The following is a 16,392-nucleotide window of genomic DNA, read 5'->3' as shown; positions in this document are numbered from 1 at the left end:
CCGATATGGGTCAGATGAGGCCCTCATGACGGCCGATTGGGTCACTGGAGCGGCTCGTGGGTGAGCCGTCCCGAAACGAGCTCTTCGGCGCACGACGTATCCGTGTGCGCACCGCGGCCCGGAGTACGCGGACCCAGAGGTTCCACGGGCTTCTGGCTTGCTTCCCGAGCTCGACAGCGTTCTGAGCATTGCTGAGTGAGTCCTCGATCAGTGCGTCGTGGAGGGGGCCCCAGAACAGCGGCCAGGTCAGCTTCAGCGGCCAGCCTGCTTCGATGTCGGCGAGGTGCCACAGCACGCAGCGGTCATCGTCCAAAGGCTGCACAAGGTACTGGTGATGGCCCCGCAGACCTTTGGGCCGGCCGGTGAATTCGAAGGTGACGCTGCGCCCGGGCTCAACGGCCCGCACGCGGTAGCCGACCGGGCCGTGGCCGCCGCTGCCGCCGACCTCGAGCCCGCCGCGGTCGAATGCCATCGGATACCAGTTGGTCCGCGGCCAGAGGCGGTCGTCCGGACCGGCCAAGGTGTCGATCAGTTGTCCGACGTCGCTCGCCGGTGCGCGGATCTCACGGCGATGCGTATTGAAGAGGCTCATGTCCGTTCCCGTCTTGTAGTGCATTCGTACTAGAATGTACGCTCTATAACTATGCGAGACAAGTCAGCCGCCCTGTACCGAGTTCTTGATGACCGCAGTTACGAGCCGTCGGACCTCGCGCGGAGTCCGTGGGGCATGACGCAGGCAGGCGGCTCCTTGGCTGGGCTGGCTGTATGGCACCTGGAAGGACTGGACTGCTGGGAGGACGGACGCCGGATTGTTCGGGTGTCGGCAGAATTCCTTCGGCCCACGCCGATGGTGCCTGTCGAGTTGCGCACCTCGGTAATCCACCAGGGCCGGCGCACCAGGCTCGGTCAGGTCGAGGTCGTAGCTGCTGACGTCATCTGTGCGCGGGTCACGACACTCGCGATCGCAGAGCGCGCCGGTCTCGCGGACTGCGCGTCGCATCATGGCGGTGCGGTGCCGGACGTCGGCGGCGGTTGGTCCGAACCGGCGCCTTCGCGGCTCGATGTCTACGGCGGGCTTTTCGGTGATGGCATCGAGGTGCGCATCCCGAAGCCCGAGGTGATGGCGGGCTGGGGCACCGCCTGGATGCGCCCGCGGCATGAGTTGGTTGAGGGAAGCGAGATGTCTGGGACTGCATTTGCTGTCGCAGTGGCTGACTTGGCCAACGGTGTCGTCGGTCCTGAGGCCAGTTCCACGCCGGTGGTGGCTTATCAAAATGCGGACCTGGTGGTGTCGTTCCTCCGGCCCCCTTCGGTGGAGTGGATCCAGGTGGACGGCGGGTCGACGTGGTCGGCAGCCGGCTTCTCGATCACCGACGCGACACTCAGAACTGGGGCAGGGCCGATCGCGCGTGTGAGTCACCGATGCGTACTGATGCAGATGACAGGATCCTGAGACGAGCGCCGGATGACTACTGCTCGCCATCGTGTTGCAGGGCCTCGGACACGCGTTGCACCGGTCGCAAGACGTAGCGCTCGATCCGGCGTCGCACATATCCGCGCAGAAACGGCCGCAGAAGTCGTGCCCATCCCTTGAACCGGATACTCGCCTCAACCGTGAACAAGGTGCCATCGGCGACGGCTTCGAAGCGGTTCTGGAAGACCGCGTCGAAGTGACGCTTCTCCTCACGGAGCTCGATCTGCTGTGGCGACCTGAAGATGAGTCGATTCGTGACGATGCCCTCGACGTGGTCGACAGCCACTAGGAACTCATCACCGTCCTGTCGCAACCGCCAGACCCTGGAGATGGTCGGAAAGGTTTGCGGCCACCGCTCATAGTCACCGTAGACCGCGTAGGTGATCTCTGGCGCAGCGTCGATCACAAGGGATGCCGCGACGTCCATGCTGAACCTTTCCATGAGGAATCCATGACCGACTGTGCCGTGTAATCGCTGTCTGTCACATCTGTGAGATCGCCGGTCTCGGGCGCCGAGCGAGTTGCAGCGCAGGCGACATCACTGATGCGGTTACGCGCTCCGCCGAGCAAGGCTGCCGTGGTGAACCTTGACGTCGCGCCGCCCCGTTGGGCGACCGTGCTTGCCTGGTCTGCACCAATCGTGTGTGCGCCATCGGTGATTTGGCGGGTCGCGCACGCGTTGCGCACGACGACGGACCCTGTCGGGTCAGGTTACCTGCTGGTGCTGAGCCTTCTGCAACTTTGCTTGAGCCTCCTCACCGTAGGACTCGTGCAGGGGTGGGGTCTGACCTATCCTCGCTGGATTCCGATGGTCGGAGGCAAACCGGTGCCGACTGCTCGGGCCGCGGCGCTGGGCTGGGCCGGCGGTACAGCATTGGTGCTCCTCACGCTGTACATCTTCTTCGTCATGATCGTCGAGCCCCCTTACCGTTTCTCCCCAGGGATCGGCGCTGACGGGCCACCACAGAACCATCCGGGCCCGGGGAGCCGGGTTCTGCGCTACTACATCCCTCTCGTTTTCTGGGGCCCGATCGTCCTGGCTGTCACCACGAGTTACTACCGACGAACCGCCCAACTCCGCACGGAGCGTGGCCGATGACGGATCTGCACGTCGTGCTCGGCACGATGGAGTTCGGCGGCCGCATCGACGAGAAGACGTCGGCGCCTCGGCGTCAAGGACATCGATCTCTACTGGGCGCGGATGACACCCTGCCCGAGCTCCTCGACTCGTACGGTGTCGACGGAGTGATCAAACGGGGCGGCCCGTCGAAACGTTTGTGGCGGGGTGGAACGGGCACGTTGTAGTAACGCCGCGAAGTACTATCTGTCGCCGGTGCCCTTCAGCTGTGGAATTCCTACCTGCGTCGCGCCATTTGCGCGTGACAGCTACGGAAACAGCTTTGCCGGGTCGTGCCGTTTGCGGGGCTCGTCCAAGCGCTCGAAGATCTCCGGCGACCATGAGGTGCAGTTCGGGCCAGGCTGCTGGAGCGCCGCGGCGAGGTTGACGTTCGTCTCAGGAGAGATCCCGGCGTCGATTGAGGCGAATGCTGGAGGGCCAGGACCTCGTTACGGATTTGCTCACCGCGCGACGCTGTGCGGCACCGGTCTTCGCGGCCTCGCCCCTGCGATCGCCGATGTTTGTGTTGCGTGACGCCCGTAGCCGCCACGCAGCCAGCATGGCGCGTTTTAGCCGGTCCGCTCACCGGGCGACGTACCGCCGACGAGGTGCTGACATGGCTTGCACCGACCTTGGGTGATCGCTGGGTTGCAGGCAGAGCGTCTACTGGCAGGGCGATCGCCATGAGTGGCACGCAGAGCGGCTCTGCATCCAGATCATTACTGGCCATCGCCTGGGCATCTGGCCGGCCGTGCCACGGTCGACGGACAGTACCGCTCGGTAACCCATGACGACACGGGGAGCGACGTACGTCCACATGCGCCGGCCCTGCCGAAGCGGTCGCGATGATCAACCGCGGGGTCGGACATAATGCCGCACCCGAGATTGTCGTCCTCGCGAAGTGGCGGATCAGCTCGGGTCGGCGAGTGGTGGCGAGTCGATCGAGTCTTCCCCGCCGGTGACGTCGCGCACTCCGACACGCTCCTCGACAGCTACGAGCCGGAGCGAATCGATGTTGCCGCAGCAACGGCGCTGGACGGTGACGAGTGATGCGGGATGCGCGACACTGAAGCGGCGATCGTGGCCGGCGACGACCTGACTGGTCGCTGCGGATCGAGGCGGCGGATCGCCCGTGCCGCACGCGCTGCTCGGACAGCGCTCTCCTGGCCGAGCCTCACAGGTGGTGAGCGGAACCCGGCCTGGGCATCGCCCAGTGCAAACGCCGACGTATTGTCACTGCGCGCACCCGGCGGCGCTCATCCGGCCAGACGGGATCGTCGGTCGATTGGCCGCGGGCACGGATGGTCCGGACCAGTTGGGGGGAGGTGCGCTGGCGATTGCGCGGGTGGTCATGACGGGATTGCGTCAGGGTGCCAACCTATCCACGCTGTACCGCGAGGTGCCTCCTATGACGCGGTCTGGACCACCGGCCGAGTACGAGTTCGTCGAGTCATGGTGGCCTCTTTTACAACGTCGTGATTCAGGACAACCTCGAAGCGGCGCTGGAGATCCGCGAGATCACCGGGTGCAAGGTGGACAACGTGCGGTACGGCAACCGGGATACCAGGTGCGCGCTGGAGCGCAGGATCGCTTGGCGACCGCGGACTGGTGAGGGTCGCCGATCAGATTGCCGAGTCGGGGCCGTGGTCGAGACGCTCAACAGCACCGGCAGCCCGCGCCCCTTGACAGGTGTCTCGGCGGAAGCGGAGTCCGATTTTGCCGGCGTGGAGCGCGCCTTGCGGGAGATTGGGTACAGCGGGGTATGTCGGACTTGAGTTCGTGCCGCGCGACCACATCGAAGCGGAGGGGCCGCATGAAGACCGTGAGTTTCGGACCTCGGCAGGTTCAGCGGCTGGGCGTGCTTGTCAAAGGCCACGGCATCGCCCCGCTGGATCGGTTGCTGCGCTCATTCGGTCTGAGAGGGCGCGAGACCGACACGATCCTCGCCGTGCTTCAGTGGCTACATTCGGTGATCGAGGATGCGTCGACGAACGGCGAGGTCTGCTGGTTCGCGCAGATGACGCGGGCCAAGGGCATCCAGACCGGTGCGCCGCTCGGACCGTGGCTGGTGTCCCAGGATGAAATCCCCGACCAGCATGACCTCGAGCTGCGTTGCTGGGTGAACGGAGAGCTCCGCCAGCAGGAGAGCAGACGGCAGATGATCGTGCACGTTCCGCACCTGATCGAGGATTTCAGCAAGGTCATCGAGTTGCCGCCCGGCGGAGTGATCATGACCGGGACGACCACCGGTGTTGCTGCGCCCTCCAGCATCCGTCGTGGTTCCTGCAAGCCGACGACCTCGTGCGGATGGAGATTACCGGCCCAGGACGGATGGACACGCCGATTGCCGACGAGAGCCCCATCTCGGATCCTCGGCCCGTCGGACGCAGCTACTTGCCCAGTGCAACTATACGTCGGCCGACGGCTACCCACCCATACCGATTGTTCAATCCGAAATGATTGTCTGAGAAGTGAGCACGGTAAGTGTGTCGATCCGCGACGGGTATTCTGACGCCATGTTGTACGGTCGCCAGCCTGAATGTGCGAGGATCGACGAGATCTTGCGACGGGCCCGTGATGGCGTTGCGGGTACCGTATTGGTGCGTGGTGAGGCGGGTATCGGAAAGTCGGCACTGCTGGACTACGCCGCGAAGCAGGGGAGCGGCATGCTCGTCCTGCGAGTGTCAGGAGTCGAGTCCGAAACGCATCTGGCGTTTGCGGGGTTGCATGCGCTTCTGCGTCCTGTGTTCGACGCAATCGACCGGCTTCCGCCGCCGCAGGCGATGGCCCTGCGCGGAGCGCTCGGGCTTTCGGACGAGGTCGGCAGGAGCCATTTCCTGATCGCCGGCGGGGTCGTGGGCCTGCTCTCGGCACTGGCGGACGATCAGCCGGTGTTGTGCCTGATCGACGACGCGCAGTGGCTGGACGCCGAGTCGGTGGACACTCTCGTGTTCGCAGGCCGCCGGTTCGAGTCCGACTCAGTGGCCATGATGGTCGCGGTGCGAGCTGATGTCGACGCCGCGCTGCCGGTCTCGCTACGGACCCTGCCGCAATTGGTTCTGGAGCCGCTGGATGAGACCGCGGTGGACGAATTCATGGAGAGCGGACTTGAGTTGGTCCTCGATCACCGGCTGCGGGACGCGGTGATTGCAGCTGCGGGAGGCAACCCCCTGGCGCTGGTCGAGCTGTCCGGTGAGAATGTCCTGCGCGGCATCGGCGCGGATTCCCAGCGACTGCCCCTCAGCGCTCGTTTGGAACGCGCATTCCTGCGTAGAGTCGAGCTGCTGCCGGACGGAGCCCAACGCCTGCTTCTGCTTGCTGCTTCGGACGACTCGGGCCAGATCGGGTTACTCCTGTCCGCGGGCGAGGCGCTGGGAGCGTCGGTCGATGACCTCGCCGCAGCGGAACGCGCCGGTCTCGTGCGGGTCGACGAGTCGGTCCTGGACTTCTTCCATCCGTTGGTTCGTTCGGCGGTGTACCAGTCCGCGACCTTCGCCGAGCGGCAACGAGCGCACCTTTGCCTCGCCGATGCGGCTGGAGCTGCCCCGGACCGGCGTACCTGGCATCGGGCGGCCGCGGCTGTGTATCCCGACGCCGACGTGGCCGACGAGCTGGAGGACCTCGCCCGGGCAGCGGAGCGTCGGGCTGCCTTGGAGACTGCGGCGGCCTCGTTCGATCGGGCCGCGTCCTTGACCGCGGATCCGGCGCGTCGAGCCGACCGCTTGTTGTGCGCTGCCGAGCTCTCCTGGGAGTACGGACGAGCTGAGCAGGCTTGTCGATACATCGAGAGTGCTGAAGGCATCGGCCTCGCACCGGTGATGCAGGCTCGAGCCGACCATCTCAAAGGCCGGATCGTGACAACCACGGGAGTCGTCCTCGACGGCTACGAGCTGCTGGTCACCTCCGCCGCGCAGATTGCGGAGACCGATCCACTTCGGGCAGCTGCGATGCTCGTGGAGGCGACGCGGGCTGCGTCGTACTGCGGCGCCGTGGATCGTGTTCTCGATGCCGGGCGGCGGGCTGCCGGGCTCCGGGTCGATGGCGGCCTCCCGCCGGCCGCTTGCTTCGTTGCGGGCGTCGCGGCCTTGCTCGGCGGCCGGCCGCAGGAGGCCGCTCCGCTGCTCCGATCGGCGCTCGAGGCCGTCGAGCAGCAGGATGACCCCTCATTGTTCGTTTGGGCCGGCACTGCCTCGGCGTACCTGGGTGACTTTGCCGGAGCTCGTTCGTACGGCATTCGGGCCGTTGCACGCGCACGCGAGGTCGGTGCCATGAGTACGCTGACGCAAGCACTGGAGCTGCTGTCCATCGGGGAGCTGCCGGTTGCTCCGCGGATGGCTGAGGCCGACGCCGTCGAAGGCCTACGTCTCGCGCGAGAGACGGGCCAGGTCCCGTCGATGGCGGTACATCTCAGCACGATCACCATGGTGGCTGCTATCCGCGGCGACGAATCCCGTGCCAGCGATTGCGCCAAGCAGGTCATGGCGCTGGCGGCAGAACACGGATTGGCGTTTCCGGAAGCGAGGGCCGAGGCTGCACTCGCCGTGCTCGATCTCGGTCTCGGACGCCCTCAACAGGCGTTGGAGAGGCTCGACGAGCTGCACCAGTCCGCCCGCCATGCAGGAGTCTCGCTCGGTGCCGCACCGGATCTGGTCGAGTCGGCGGTCCGGGCGGGTGTGCCCGATCGTGCGGCTGCGTGCCTGGCGATCCTGGAAGCCTGGGTCGAGACATCCGGATCCTTGTGGGCGCAGGCACTCCTCGCCCGCTCGCGGGCGATGCTGACCGACGGTGCGGAAGCGGACCGGTTGTTCACGGAGGCGCTCGAACTCGAGAACCGTCATGGCACACCCCTGACGAAGGCTCGAACTCAGCTGCTGTACGGCGAGTTCCTGCGCCGGGAGCGCCGTCGTGCTGAGGCACGGCCCTTCCTGCGATCGGCCTGGGAGGCGTTCGAAAGCTTCGGGGCCGCGCCGTGGGCCGGCCGCGCCCAGGCAGAGTTGCGGGCCACCGGCGAGTCCGTCCGGCGGCGCGATTCGGCCAGCATCGACGAACTCACACCACAGGAACGGCAGATTGCGCGTCTTGTCGCGACCGGAGCCTCGTCCAAGGAGGTCGCCGGTCGGCTGTTCCTGAGTCCGCGGACGGTCGACTATCACCTGCGCAAGATCTTCAGCAAGACCGGCATCACCTCGCGGAACCAGCTCCGGGACCTGCAGCTGGACAGTTAGGAGCTTCGGGTGCGCCGCCGGCGATTCCCACGACTGGTGACGTTGAGGATGCGATCGGTGAGCGCGGAGCTCCATGCTGGATGGGATGCGATCGGCATCACACATCGGCAGTTCTCTACCGGGCTGACCGACAACGCCTGCAGTGTGGGAGGAAGACGACATGGTAAGCCGCCTTGTGGCGATGTCCGTGGATTGTGCGGACCCCGACCGCCTGGCTGATTTCTGGTCCGAGGTCCTGGGCTGGAGGGTGAGCGCTCGCGGGTGGCAAAGTGGACCGCACGGAAAGACCGGCGCGACCCTGTCCTCGCCGGTGCGCGGATGGCCCGAGATCGACTTCCGATGGGTTCCGGACCCGTCGAAATCCGCGAAGAACCGGATCCATCTTGACATCAGTCCGGTTGATCGCGAGCAATCGGCCGAGCTCGAGCGTTTGCTTGCTCTGGGAGCCAGGCGACTTGACGTGGGTCAGAGAGACGTGACCTGGGTCGTCATCTCGGACCCCGAGGGCAATGAGTTCTGTCTGTGCCGGGATCGGGTCGAGCCCGCCGAAGGCGGCGGATGGTGAGGTGGTCGATCACGACCGCTGCCGCCTTGTGGGCGCTGCTTTTCGCCGGCGGGAGTTTCTACACGGCTCTCGGGGGCGAGGCCGGTGGGAAGATGATCGCCCCCGACCTTGCCAATCGGGTCCTGGCCGACGACCCGGCGATGATCCGGCTGCTCTGGATCACTGGTGGACTGAAGACCGCCTTGGCGATTGCGCTGATCGTGGCTGTCCGACTGAAGAACCGCAGCGGCACGAGCGTCCGCTTCTGGGGCATCTCCGGGCGTCTCATGCAACTGCTGGGCGTTGGCATCGGAGGCTGGGGTGTCGCGGAAGGAACGGTCGGACTCCTTGTGGTCGTCGATGCAATGGCGCCGCCCGAGGGCTGGGGCGACGGATCCGTCGCCAAGTTCTACGCGGCGGTCTGGGGGCCCTACTGGCTCCTCGGCGGGATTCTCTACTTCCTCGCCGGCCGACTCCTCTGCACACACGGCCGAACGCCTGACTTATCCGTTGCCGAAGGCAAGCTCTGAGAGTGATCAAGAGACTGCGTGCGGTGCGTGCGTGAGACGAGTTTTGCCCGGACTGGCGACATTGCGGATGCCAACGTTCACGACGCTGCATAGCGTCGAAGTAGTTAGTTGCTCGAACACTTCACAGGATTTCGACTGGAGGGGACATGGTCTCGACGGTGGCCGTTGCCGGCGCCACCGGTGCCGTTGGACGGCACGTGGTCGCCAACCTGCGAGACCGCGGCCTCAAGGTGTTGCCGATCGCTCGGTCATTGGGGGTCGATCTGGTGACCGGCGCGGGGCTTCGTGAGGCGTTGACCGGGGCCGACGCGATCATCGATGTGTGCAACGTTGTGACGACGGGTCGGCGAGCGTCGGTCGACTTCTTCGGGAAAGCGACGGCCAATCTTGTCGATGCCGCGGAAGCGCTCGGAATCGAACGCTATGTCCTGCTGTCGATCGTCGGGATCGACGAGGTGGACTACGGATACTACGAAGGTAAGCGGATCCAGGAGAAGCTGCTTCGAGACAGCGAGGTTCCGCACACGATCCTTCGGGCGACGCAGTTCCATGAGTTCGCTGCGCAGATGCTGGAACGGATGAGCTGGGGGCCGATCGCTCTGGTGCCAATGTTCAAGAGTGCACCGGTGGCGGCCGAGGAGGTTGCGGATCGCCTTGTCGAGCTCGCGACCTTTGCGCCGAGCGCCCGGAACCTGCACCTTGAGCTGTGCGGGCCGGAGGTGCTTGACCTCGGTGAGATGACCGCAAGAATCTGCAGGCGCACCGGTCGGCAAGTCCTCCGCGTTCCGCTACCTGTCCCCGGAAAGCCCGGCCGTTCGATGCGCAAGGGTGGCTTGTTGCCGCGGGGCGTGTGCGAAGTCGGCAGTCAGACCTTCGACGACTGGCTGCGCCACCGGTGACCTCCTCCCTTGCCCCTCACCCCAGGCGACGACCCACTCCACCTCGCCGGTCGATCGCCACGGCCCAAACCCCCTGTCAATGGGCTGTGCAGGTCCCGGGGTTGCCGTTCTTCCGGCACCCCGGGACCGCTGGGGCTGGGGTTAACACATGGTCGTGGACCGAAGCTGGGGATCGCTCATGAGACGAGTTTCTGCCGTCGCCGGCCAGAGCTCGCGACATGATGCTCCACGCCTCTGGCCAGCAGCAGCGGGTCTCGTAGTTATCATCTTTCAGACTGTCTCGGTCGGCGGTTGGGCGAGTTTCGCACCGCATTCCTTCGTCACCGACTTTCCCGGCCTCGGCCTGCGGTGGATCGTCGACGAGACTGCTCCCAGTGAGCACTTCGTCCGGGACGTCGGCTTCCTGCACCTCGCGCTGGGCCTTGTCGCCCTCCGCGCCGGGTGGCAGGTGGTGCGCGGACCACGTGATATTCAGCGATGGGAGCTTCGTGGACTTGGTGTTGGCTGGTCGTTCTTCGCCCTGCTGCACCTGACTTTCCACGCGACGCAGACCGAAGGACTCGACGCCATGACAATGACGACGAGCTTGACCTCTCTCGCACTGTCGCTTGCCGCCGGAGTCGTGCTGACACTGGCCCCCACGGTGTGCAGGCGTCGGCGGCGATGATCGTCACCAGCAGCGAGGTGCTCGGGTTCCTCGCCGCGACCGCGCCTCTGAACCTGGTTCCCGGCACCGGGTTCGTTCTGCTCCTCCGCTGGACTGGGCACTCAGGTCGCATCGGCGGCTGGAAGGCTGCGACGGGTGGCATCGTTGGGCTGTGCGCCTACCTGACGCTGTCAGTCACAGGTGTTTCGGCGCTCCTGGAACGATCGCCAGGGGTTCTGAAAGGTATCCAACTCGCAGGCGCGCTGTATCTGCTGACGATCGGTCTCCGGACGCTCGCCGTCGCAACCGTCCGATCGAGCCTGAAGGACGGGCAGGCACTGTCTGCACGACTCGCAGGCTCACCCTTGCTCGAATCCATGCTGAGCAGCCTGATGAACCCCAAGGCGCTCCTGATCTACGTCGCGATGGCGCCCACGTTCCTGCCGGCGCGGGCGACCGCCGGCGACTTCCTGGTGCTGGGGGCGGCGCACGTGCTGTCGGTAGCGGTGTGGATGCTGTTCCTCGTCGAACTCATCATCCGGGTTGGGCGCAGGTCGCGCGAAACCGGACGATCTCGTGTCCTCTCCGCGGTCAGCGGCGCCGCACTGTCGGCGTACGGCATCATCTGGATCGTCCGATGACGGGGACCGATGCGGAGGGCAACAAGGCGACATCGTGGTGGTCGACCGCGCTCCGCGTAGCAGCGGTCGACGCGATCGCGATCCCGTCCGGCCTTTCCTCCGTGCTGTTGGCGGCACGGCTGACCGCTCGCCCCGCGGTGCTGCTTGGATGCGGGGTGCTCACGACGGCTGCCGTGCTGGGCGGAACCCTTTCGATCGTGGTTCCGCGCCGCTCACGGTCCCGGCGTACTGCTGCAGTCGCAGTGACTGCGGTCGCCGCAACAGCTCTGCTTGTCACGCTGATCCCCGGGGCGCTGGAGCCGACGAGGCCAGTGAGCAGCTCGCTGTACTGGGATCTGCCCACCGGGTCTCGCTTGCAGTACGTCATGAAGAAGGGCGCCGCAGCCGGCGGTAAACCCCCGGTGATCTTTCTCCACGGCGGTCCGGGGATCGCCGACCTGGAGTCCGACCTGCGCTACTTCGCTCCGCTCGCCGCCGAGGGGTACGACGTGTACGCCTACGCGCAACTGGGAGCGGGTGGGTCCTCCCGGCTCGCAGATCCGCGAGGATACGGGCGTTCGCGCGATGTCGCCGATCTGGAAGCGATCCGCAAACGCCTGGACGCGGCGAGCATCGTGCTGATCGGCCATTCCTACGGCGGCGGCCTCGCGGCGGCATATGCAGCCCGCTTCCCGGACCGGGTGGCCGGCCTGGTATTGATCTCGCCGATGCCTCTGGATCCGCAGGATCGAAGCCCGCGGAGGGCCACGTCCAGACTGGACACCTGGCAAGCGCTCCGGCTCCATCGCGCCGTGCTCGCTCCGCGGTCACTGGTGGGCTATCTCCTGCTGCAGTCGAACCCATTGGCAGCCCATGCCTTCATGGGCGATACCGAGGCTGACCACCGCAACGACCGCGTGCTCGAGCTGAGCGAGCCCGCGCTCCATTGCGCCGGCACAGGTCCGCATCCGACGACGAGCCAGAGCGGCTTCTATGCCATGCAGTATCCACAGTCCCTTGGGGCTCCGCGCGTTCCTGATCTGCGGGCCCAGTTGAAGGCGGTCCCAGCGCCGACGGTGATCGTGAAGGGGGCGTGTGACTATCTGTCGTGGGGTTCGGCGCTGGACTACCGGCGTGCCCTGTCGAACAGCAGTCTCGTGTACCTCCGCGGCGCCGGTCACAACGCGTACCAAGACTGCCCTGACGAGGTTCTCAAAGCTGTCCGCGAGCTGCTTGGCCATCAGCGCGTCTCCAGCCGGTACGAGCAAGTCGACCCGCCTGCCGACTACGAAGGTCCAGCGTGAGGGCGGCGATGATCAGAATGCACGGAAGAGAACGGATGTGAATCCTGGATGGACAAGAACGTGCGCCAGCTTGACCCGAAGGGACCAGGGCACGTGCTGATAAGTCAGGTGATCAGGTCCGTCGTCCGACGACTCGAGCTGCCAACCGCCTGGAACGAACAAGCCTACGAGACTGACGCCCCAGGACTCCGCGACCGCATCGCACGCGCGTGGAGCGGCCAACCGAAGCCTTTGTTCGACTGGCCCACGGTCGAGCTCAATGAGGACAACAGCCTCACGGTGCGAAGCGATCTCCTCCGAAGCGTCCTCGCCGACTTGAGGCGCGCGAACCGCATTCAAAACGGTTGGGCCCGGCAGGCAGTCCTCCGGATCACCCACGCCGCGGTGGAGCTGAGCCAACACGCCCCGGTTACCGACCTGCCGGCAAGTCATCACGAAGACGATGCGTCCGGTGCGCTGAGGCTCGGACTGGCCCAGGACCAGGCGTTCAAGCTCAACATTCAGGTCCTGCAGGACACGGGCGTGCGCTCACGTGCGCCCCACATCGAATCCAGTCGCCTCTACGACCAACTACCGGACCTCACGTCGGCATCGAGAAGATTCGTGACCGACCTGGCGGCAGCGGCCCGGATTTCCCACGACGGGCTTCCCCGTCGGCTCCTCGCCACGGATCCGAGCCAGCTGTGGAACCACATCGGGAAATGGATGATCGACGGCAATCTGAACCGTGGGATGGCGCCTGATCAGCGCGAGCGTCTGCGCGCGGAACTGGCTGGCATCGCTCATGACGGATTCAGTGAGATCGCCGGCATCGCCGATAAACTCGCGGACATGCCGAGCACCACGGCTGTCCAGCGAGTGCACAAGGTCGATGCCCTGAGAACCAACGGTGCCGCCGCGGCCGCAAGCACCGTGCAGGCGCTCACCGCTCGCATCGAGCGAGTGCCGGCGGCCTTGAGGCAGAAAGGCCCTCAGCTCGACCACGATGCGAGCGGAGCCATCCCCTTGGGGAGACTCCGAGGGTTCCTGGAGCAGGTACGTACAACGCCGAGCACCGGCGGTGCTCCCGCACGTGTCAATCCAGCGACCAACCGCAACCAACCTTGACGGACCAGCCGCCCCACCGACCGCTCCCGCTGAGGCTGGGCGCAGACATGGTTCGTGTCGGCTGCGGGGAAGGTACGTGGCCGGCACGAAGTTTCGTGGAGCCTACAAGTTTTGCTGAGGCCGTATGCAGGACGAGCTTTTGGTTCCGCCGCGGCAATGACGTTGTGGCGTGCTAGGTCCGCTCTGATCCGTGGGCGCCCGATGCCTGACATGCGTGGTACCCGCCGGCTTCTCTGCGGTATCTACGGTTCCACGGGCGGCTGCCGCCGACTGCGACGTCGGCGCCAGCCCGGCCCTGAAGGCGATCGCCAAACTCTCGTCCTGTTGAGGCAAGCCATTGCCGAGCTCGATTGCCTTGTCGAGGTGCTCACCGCTCGATTCCAGGTCGTGGGCGACCCAAACCGCCCGGATGGACACCGCGCCTTTCGGTCCGAGCACTGCCTCGTCGACGACCCATTCATCAGGCCCACGGGGCTGATCCCGGGGTGTCAGCTCGAGAGCCGCATCTCGTGACGCGCGGATGAGCGGCCGCATAGTCCAGCATCGCCTGCCGCGAGTATTTCGTGTTTGGATAGCGGTTGGCGCCCGCCATCCATCCCGTCCCGTCGTAGCGCGAGAGCAGTGAAGGAAACGCTGTCAGCCGAGTTGATGAGGCAGTCGAGCGCGGCCCATCGTTGGTCGAGCTGATGGGCAGGGGCCGCCCACCGTTCGCTCGGACTCAGCGCAGCCGACTCTTCCCTAGAGTCCTTGAACGCAGAGTCGGCACCGAAAAACTCGATGCTCACGTCGTACTTCTGGCGGCCGTCCGCACACGGGAACACCGCGGCCTCGGCGGCGCTCGGCGCAGCGCCGGTGTCGGTGTCGGCCTCGTCCGATGACTCGCGGAACTCCTCGGGAGTGAAGTCGAACACGTCGCCGACTTGGATCGTCGTTTCCTTCTGCAGCGGGTCGCCATCGAACGAGCCTGGATAGTAGGGCGACGCAGCGGAATCGACTACGGAGACGAACTCCTCCCAGGTATGCCGCGTCTGAACGCTCTGTGGTTGCCCCTCGGCGTCGACGTACTGCAAGATGCCATCGCCCCCCGGATCATTCATGGCTTGGCGGAACCTGATCTCGGGCGTGTTCTCGGCGTGCACGATCACGGTCGGTACAATCCCCAGGCGCCGCAGCAACAACGTTGGTATCTCGTTGGCACCCGCGAAGTGCACTACACCGGTCTCCAGATCGCCGCGCTGTATGCCGTCCTCGTGGAGCGTCTGGAAGGTTCCCTTCAAAGGCCTCAGGGCTGATCGCTGGACACGGCGCAGCACACCGCAGGAAGCCCACCCTGTGGAGGCGGCTCAGGGCGGGCGTTACGGCTGCGACCGACTTGGCGTGACTGTCGAGGCCTGTCTGGTGGGCAGTTATCCCGTTGCGCGGATAGAACTCCGTGGGAGCAGGCTGACCATCGCCAGAGCCAGCGCGGTGACGGCGCCCAGCGGGCGAATCATCATCGTGAACTCGGCGATCTTGCCCGAGTCGTTCACGGTGATCAGGTCGCACCCGTCCAGCTCCAGGCCCGAGGCCTCGGCTTTGAACATCAGGGCGTGATCGGCGCCGTCATCCGATCGGAGCTCGGAGGTGTAGCGGAAGTTCTCGAGGACGCCGGCGATGGCATAGAGGACCGGAGCGACGGCGGCACGACCCCTGCACTCGCGGAACAGGACCGGGCTGTGGAAGACAACGTCCTCGTCCATCAGCGTCAACGCTGCTTCGAGGTTCCGTGCTTCGATCGCCGCCTGGAACTCATACATGGCAGGTGCTTCCACTCTGACCGCCGTGCGCGTCGACGCGCGCACGATTGATCCGTGCTCGCCACGCAACAACGAAGAACAGCCAGAATCCGGACAGCGGATTCATCAACACACCCCATGACCCGATGACGATCATCAGTGTGGCAACGCCTCTCGGAGTCGCACCTTGGGCACGTTCGATGTCATGCAGTAGCAGGCCGAATCCGACCAGGAAGATGCCGGCGGTCACGTACCAGAAGCCGGCACCCCACGCACCGGACTCCGCGGCGGAGTCGCCGAACTTGAAGGCACCCTGAAGGAGGAGCCGGGCAGCTCCTGGATAGGTCGCCTCCGTCATGCCAAGGTGGAGCACACCGACGACGACCGTCCAGGAACCCGCTCCGCCGAACTTGGCCATCCGGGACAACGCGCAGCGAATCCTCATGCGTGGATTCCAACCCTGCCAGCCAGGTCGTCGCATCAGCGAGATCGCCGGTCCACCCGCCGCGCGCGAGAGGCGCGATCGAGCCATCGACCACGCGTGGTCGCGCCCGGCGATCCCGCGGATCCGTGTCCGCGCGGCGTGTTCTGCGTCCCACACCGCCGGCCACGCAGAGGGGCCGTAAATCGGTGCAGGCGATTCAGTGGGACTGCGCGAACGATTCGGACCCGCAGTGGTTGATCGTCTGGTGGGTTTATGTCAGTTGTCGTAGCCGTGGCGGTGAAGGATCCCACAGGCCTCGAGTACCGCGGCCCGCAGCGATCTTGCGGATGAGAATGCCTGGTTCTTCGCCCGATGGGCTGTGACGCTGAGAGACCGTCCGATATCTCGTGACGAATGTCTGTGTTGGGTAGAGGGCTGACGCGTTTGGATGCTCCTACGGATGACAAGCGGGGGTGGGTTGGTTGGAGTGTTGGAGTGTTGGAGTGTGTAGTAGATCTCGCGGGCGATGATTCGTTGAGGCAGCGGATGATGTCTTTCTTGGATAGTCCCTGGGCAGTGCGTTTGGTGGTGTAGGCCTGGGTGCGGGGGTCGTATTGGAGCCGGTTGATGACGGGCCTTACCCCCGGTTCGTGGACACGGTGGTGGATTACGCCGCTGACGGGAGGGTAGCGGCGGTGCTGGTTTCGTAGGTGAGTGGGGACTGGTA

At 65.5% G+C, this 16,392-nt stretch carries 17 protein-coding genes and 1 pseudogene; 12 read left to right on the top strand and 6 right to left on the bottom strand.

The window, feature by feature from the left end; translation table 11 throughout:
• Positions 1-10: 10 nt before the first annotated feature.
• Entirely contained in the window at positions 11-616 is a 606-nt protein-coding gene (locus tag ABZX12_RS26215; RefSeq protein WP_355697235.1) for a hypothetical protein, read from the bottom strand.
• Between the two features lie 27 nt (positions 617-643).
• Here ABZX12_RS26215 and ABZX12_RS26210 point away from each other — a divergent pair, with 27 nt between their 5' ends.
• On the top strand, positions 644-1,453 hold the full coding sequence (locus ABZX12_RS26210) for an acyl-CoA thioesterase domain-containing protein (protein WP_355697233.1): 810 nt from the start codon (positions 644-646) through the stop codon (positions 1,451-1,453).
• Positions 1,454-1,469: 16 nt separating this feature from the next.
• Here ABZX12_RS26210 and ABZX12_RS26205 read toward each other — a convergent pair whose 3' ends face one another.
• Complete coding sequence (locus tag ABZX12_RS26205; RefSeq protein ID WP_355697231.1) at positions 1,470-1,901, bottom strand: SRPBCC family protein; 432 nt, start codon at positions 1,899-1,901, stop codon at positions 1,470-1,472.
• A gap of 153 nt (positions 1,902-2,054) precedes the next feature.
• Between ABZX12_RS26205 and ABZX12_RS26200 the strand changes: the two genes are divergently transcribed.
• From ABZX12_RS26200 to ABZX12_RS26150, 11 genes are all read left to right on the top strand, one after another.
• Positions 2,055-2,573, top strand: coding sequence for a hypothetical protein (locus ABZX12_RS26200; RefSeq protein WP_355697229.1), 519 nt, complete (start codon positions 2,055-2,057; stop codon positions 2,571-2,573).
• Entirely contained in the window at positions 2,570-2,779 is a 210-nt protein-coding gene (locus ABZX12_RS26195) for a hypothetical protein (RefSeq protein WP_355697227.1), read from the top strand. Before ABZX12_RS26200 ends, ABZX12_RS26195 begins: the two co-directional genes overlap by 4 nt.
• A gap of 1,625 nt (positions 2,780-4,404) precedes the next feature.
• Positions 4,405-5,103, top strand: coding sequence for a fumarylacetoacetate hydrolase family protein (locus ABZX12_RS26190; protein ID WP_355697225.1), 699 nt, complete (start codon positions 4,405-4,407; stop codon positions 5,101-5,103).
• A gap of 4 nt (positions 5,104-5,107) precedes the next feature.
• Complete coding sequence (locus ABZX12_RS26185) at positions 5,108-7,816, top strand: AAA family ATPase (RefSeq protein WP_355697223.1); 2,709 nt, start codon at positions 5,108-5,110, stop codon at positions 7,814-7,816.
• A 160-nt stretch (positions 7,817-7,976) separates the two neighbouring features.
• The gene (locus tag ABZX12_RS26180) at positions 7,977-8,381 is read left to right on the top strand and encodes a VOC family protein (protein WP_355697221.1); all 405 of its coding nucleotides are present in this window, start codon (positions 7,977-7,979) and stop codon (positions 8,379-8,381) included.
• Positions 8,378-8,890, top strand: a complete 513-nt coding sequence (locus tag ABZX12_RS26175) for a hypothetical protein (protein ID WP_355697219.1) — start codon at positions 8,378-8,380, stop codon at positions 8,888-8,890. Before ABZX12_RS26180 ends, ABZX12_RS26175 begins: the two co-directional genes overlap by 4 nt.
• 146 nt (positions 8,891-9,036) lie before the next feature.
• A complete protein-coding gene (locus tag ABZX12_RS26170) occupies positions 9,037-9,789 on the top strand; it encodes an NAD(P)H-binding protein (protein WP_355697217.1) in 753 nt (250 codons plus the stop codon).
• Positions 9,790-9,967: 178 nt separating this feature from the next.
• Entirely contained in the window at positions 9,968-10,456 is a 489-nt protein-coding gene (locus ABZX12_RS26165) for a hypothetical protein (RefSeq protein ID WP_355697216.1), read from the top strand.
• The gene (locus ABZX12_RS26160; RefSeq protein ID WP_355697214.1) at positions 10,453-11,076 is read left to right on the top strand and encodes a LysE family translocator; all 624 of its coding nucleotides are present in this window, start codon (positions 10,453-10,455) and stop codon (positions 11,074-11,076) included. Before ABZX12_RS26165 ends, ABZX12_RS26160 begins: the two co-directional genes overlap by 4 nt.
• Positions 11,073-12,359 (top strand): alpha/beta hydrolase, encoded by a 1,287-nt coding sequence (locus ABZX12_RS26155; protein WP_355697212.1) that lies wholly within the window; start codon positions 11,073-11,075, stop codon positions 12,357-12,359. Before ABZX12_RS26160 ends, ABZX12_RS26155 begins: the two co-directional genes overlap by 4 nt.
• Positions 12,360-12,407: 48 nt before the next feature.
• Entirely contained in the window at positions 12,408-13,466 is a 1,059-nt protein-coding gene (locus ABZX12_RS26150) for a hypothetical protein (RefSeq protein WP_355697210.1), read from the top strand.
• 488 nt (positions 13,467-13,954) lie between these two features.
• On the opposite strand, the gene ABZX12_RS26145 is transcribed toward ABZX12_RS26150, so the two are convergent.
• The 4 genes and pseudogenes from ABZX12_RS26145 to ABZX12_RS26130 all read right to left on the bottom strand — a co-directional run.
• Complete coding sequence (locus ABZX12_RS26145) at positions 13,955-14,743, bottom strand: hypothetical protein (protein ID WP_355697208.1); 789 nt, start codon at positions 14,741-14,743, stop codon at positions 13,955-13,957.
• A gap of 129 nt (positions 14,744-14,872) precedes the next feature.
• Positions 14,873-15,307 carry a nuclear transport factor 2 family protein gene (locus tag ABZX12_RS26140; RefSeq protein ID WP_355697206.1) on the bottom strand — a complete coding sequence of 145 codons (435 nt, stop codon included), beginning with the start codon at positions 15,305-15,307 and terminating at the stop codon, positions 14,873-14,875.
• Positions 15,255-15,659 (bottom strand): DUF6463 family protein, encoded by a 405-nt coding sequence (locus tag ABZX12_RS26135; RefSeq protein ID WP_355697204.1) that lies wholly within the window; start codon positions 15,657-15,659, stop codon positions 15,255-15,257. Before ABZX12_RS26135 ends, ABZX12_RS26140 begins: the two co-directional genes overlap by 53 nt.
• Positions 15,660-16,166: 507 nt before the next feature.
• A pseudogene (locus tag ABZX12_RS26130) lies at positions 16,167-16,297 on the bottom strand (IS110 family transposase); the annotation flags it as partial.
• Positions 16,298-16,392: the final 95 nt, after the last annotated feature.

This window comes from Kribbella sp. NPDC003505 (assembly GCF_040610875.1).
GTDB lineage: Bacteria > Actinomycetota > Actinomycetes > Propionibacteriales > Kribbellaceae > Kribbella.
Note: the sequence above shows the minus strand (reverse complement) of the source record. Positions and strands in the feature narration are given on the sequence as shown.

Bases quoted from the DNA above. Each gene is read 5' to 3' on its own strand.
- ABZX12_RS26215 (WP_355697235.1), bottom strand. From the start codon at position 616: ATGCACTACAAGACGGGAACGGACATGAGCCTCTTCAATACGCATCGC.
- ABZX12_RS26210 (WP_355697233.1), top strand. From the start codon at position 644: ATGCGAGACAAGTCAGCCGCCCTGTACCGAGTTCTTGATGACCGCAGT.
- ABZX12_RS26205 (WP_355697231.1), bottom strand. From the start codon at position 1,901: ATGGACGTCGCGGCATCCCTTGTGATCGACGCTGCGCCAGAGATCACC.
- ABZX12_RS26195 (WP_355697227.1), top strand. From the start codon at position 2,570: ATGACGGATCTGCACGTCGTGCTCGGCACGATGGAGTTCGGCGGCCGC.
- ABZX12_RS26190 (WP_355697225.1), top strand. From the start codon at position 4,405: ATGAAGACCGTGAGTTTCGGACCTCGGCAGGTTCAGCGGCTGGGCGTG.
- ABZX12_RS26185 (WP_355697223.1), top strand. From the start codon at position 5,108: ATGTTGTACGGTCGCCAGCCTGAATGTGCGAGGATCGACGAGATCTTG.
- ABZX12_RS26180 (WP_355697221.1), top strand. From the start codon at position 7,977: ATGGTAAGCCGCCTTGTGGCGATGTCCGTGGATTGTGCGGACCCCGAC.
- ABZX12_RS26170 (WP_355697217.1), top strand. From the start codon at position 9,037: ATGGTCTCGACGGTGGCCGTTGCCGGCGCCACCGGTGCCGTTGGACGG.
- ABZX12_RS26165 (WP_355697216.1), top strand. From the start codon at position 9,968: ATGAGACGAGTTTCTGCCGTCGCCGGCCAGAGCTCGCGACATGATGCT.
- ABZX12_RS26160 (WP_355697214.1), top strand. From the start codon at position 10,453: ATGATCGTCACCAGCAGCGAGGTGCTCGGGTTCCTCGCCGCGACCGCG.
- ABZX12_RS26155 (WP_355697212.1), top strand. From the start codon at position 11,073: ATGACGGGGACCGATGCGGAGGGCAACAAGGCGACATCGTGGTGGTCG.
- ABZX12_RS26150 (WP_355697210.1), top strand. From the start codon at position 12,408: ATGGACAAGAACGTGCGCCAGCTTGACCCGAAGGGACCAGGGCACGTG.
- ABZX12_RS26135 (WP_355697204.1), bottom strand. From the start codon at position 15,659: ATGGCCAAGTTCGGCGGAGCGGGTTCCTGGACGGTCGTCGTCGGTGTG.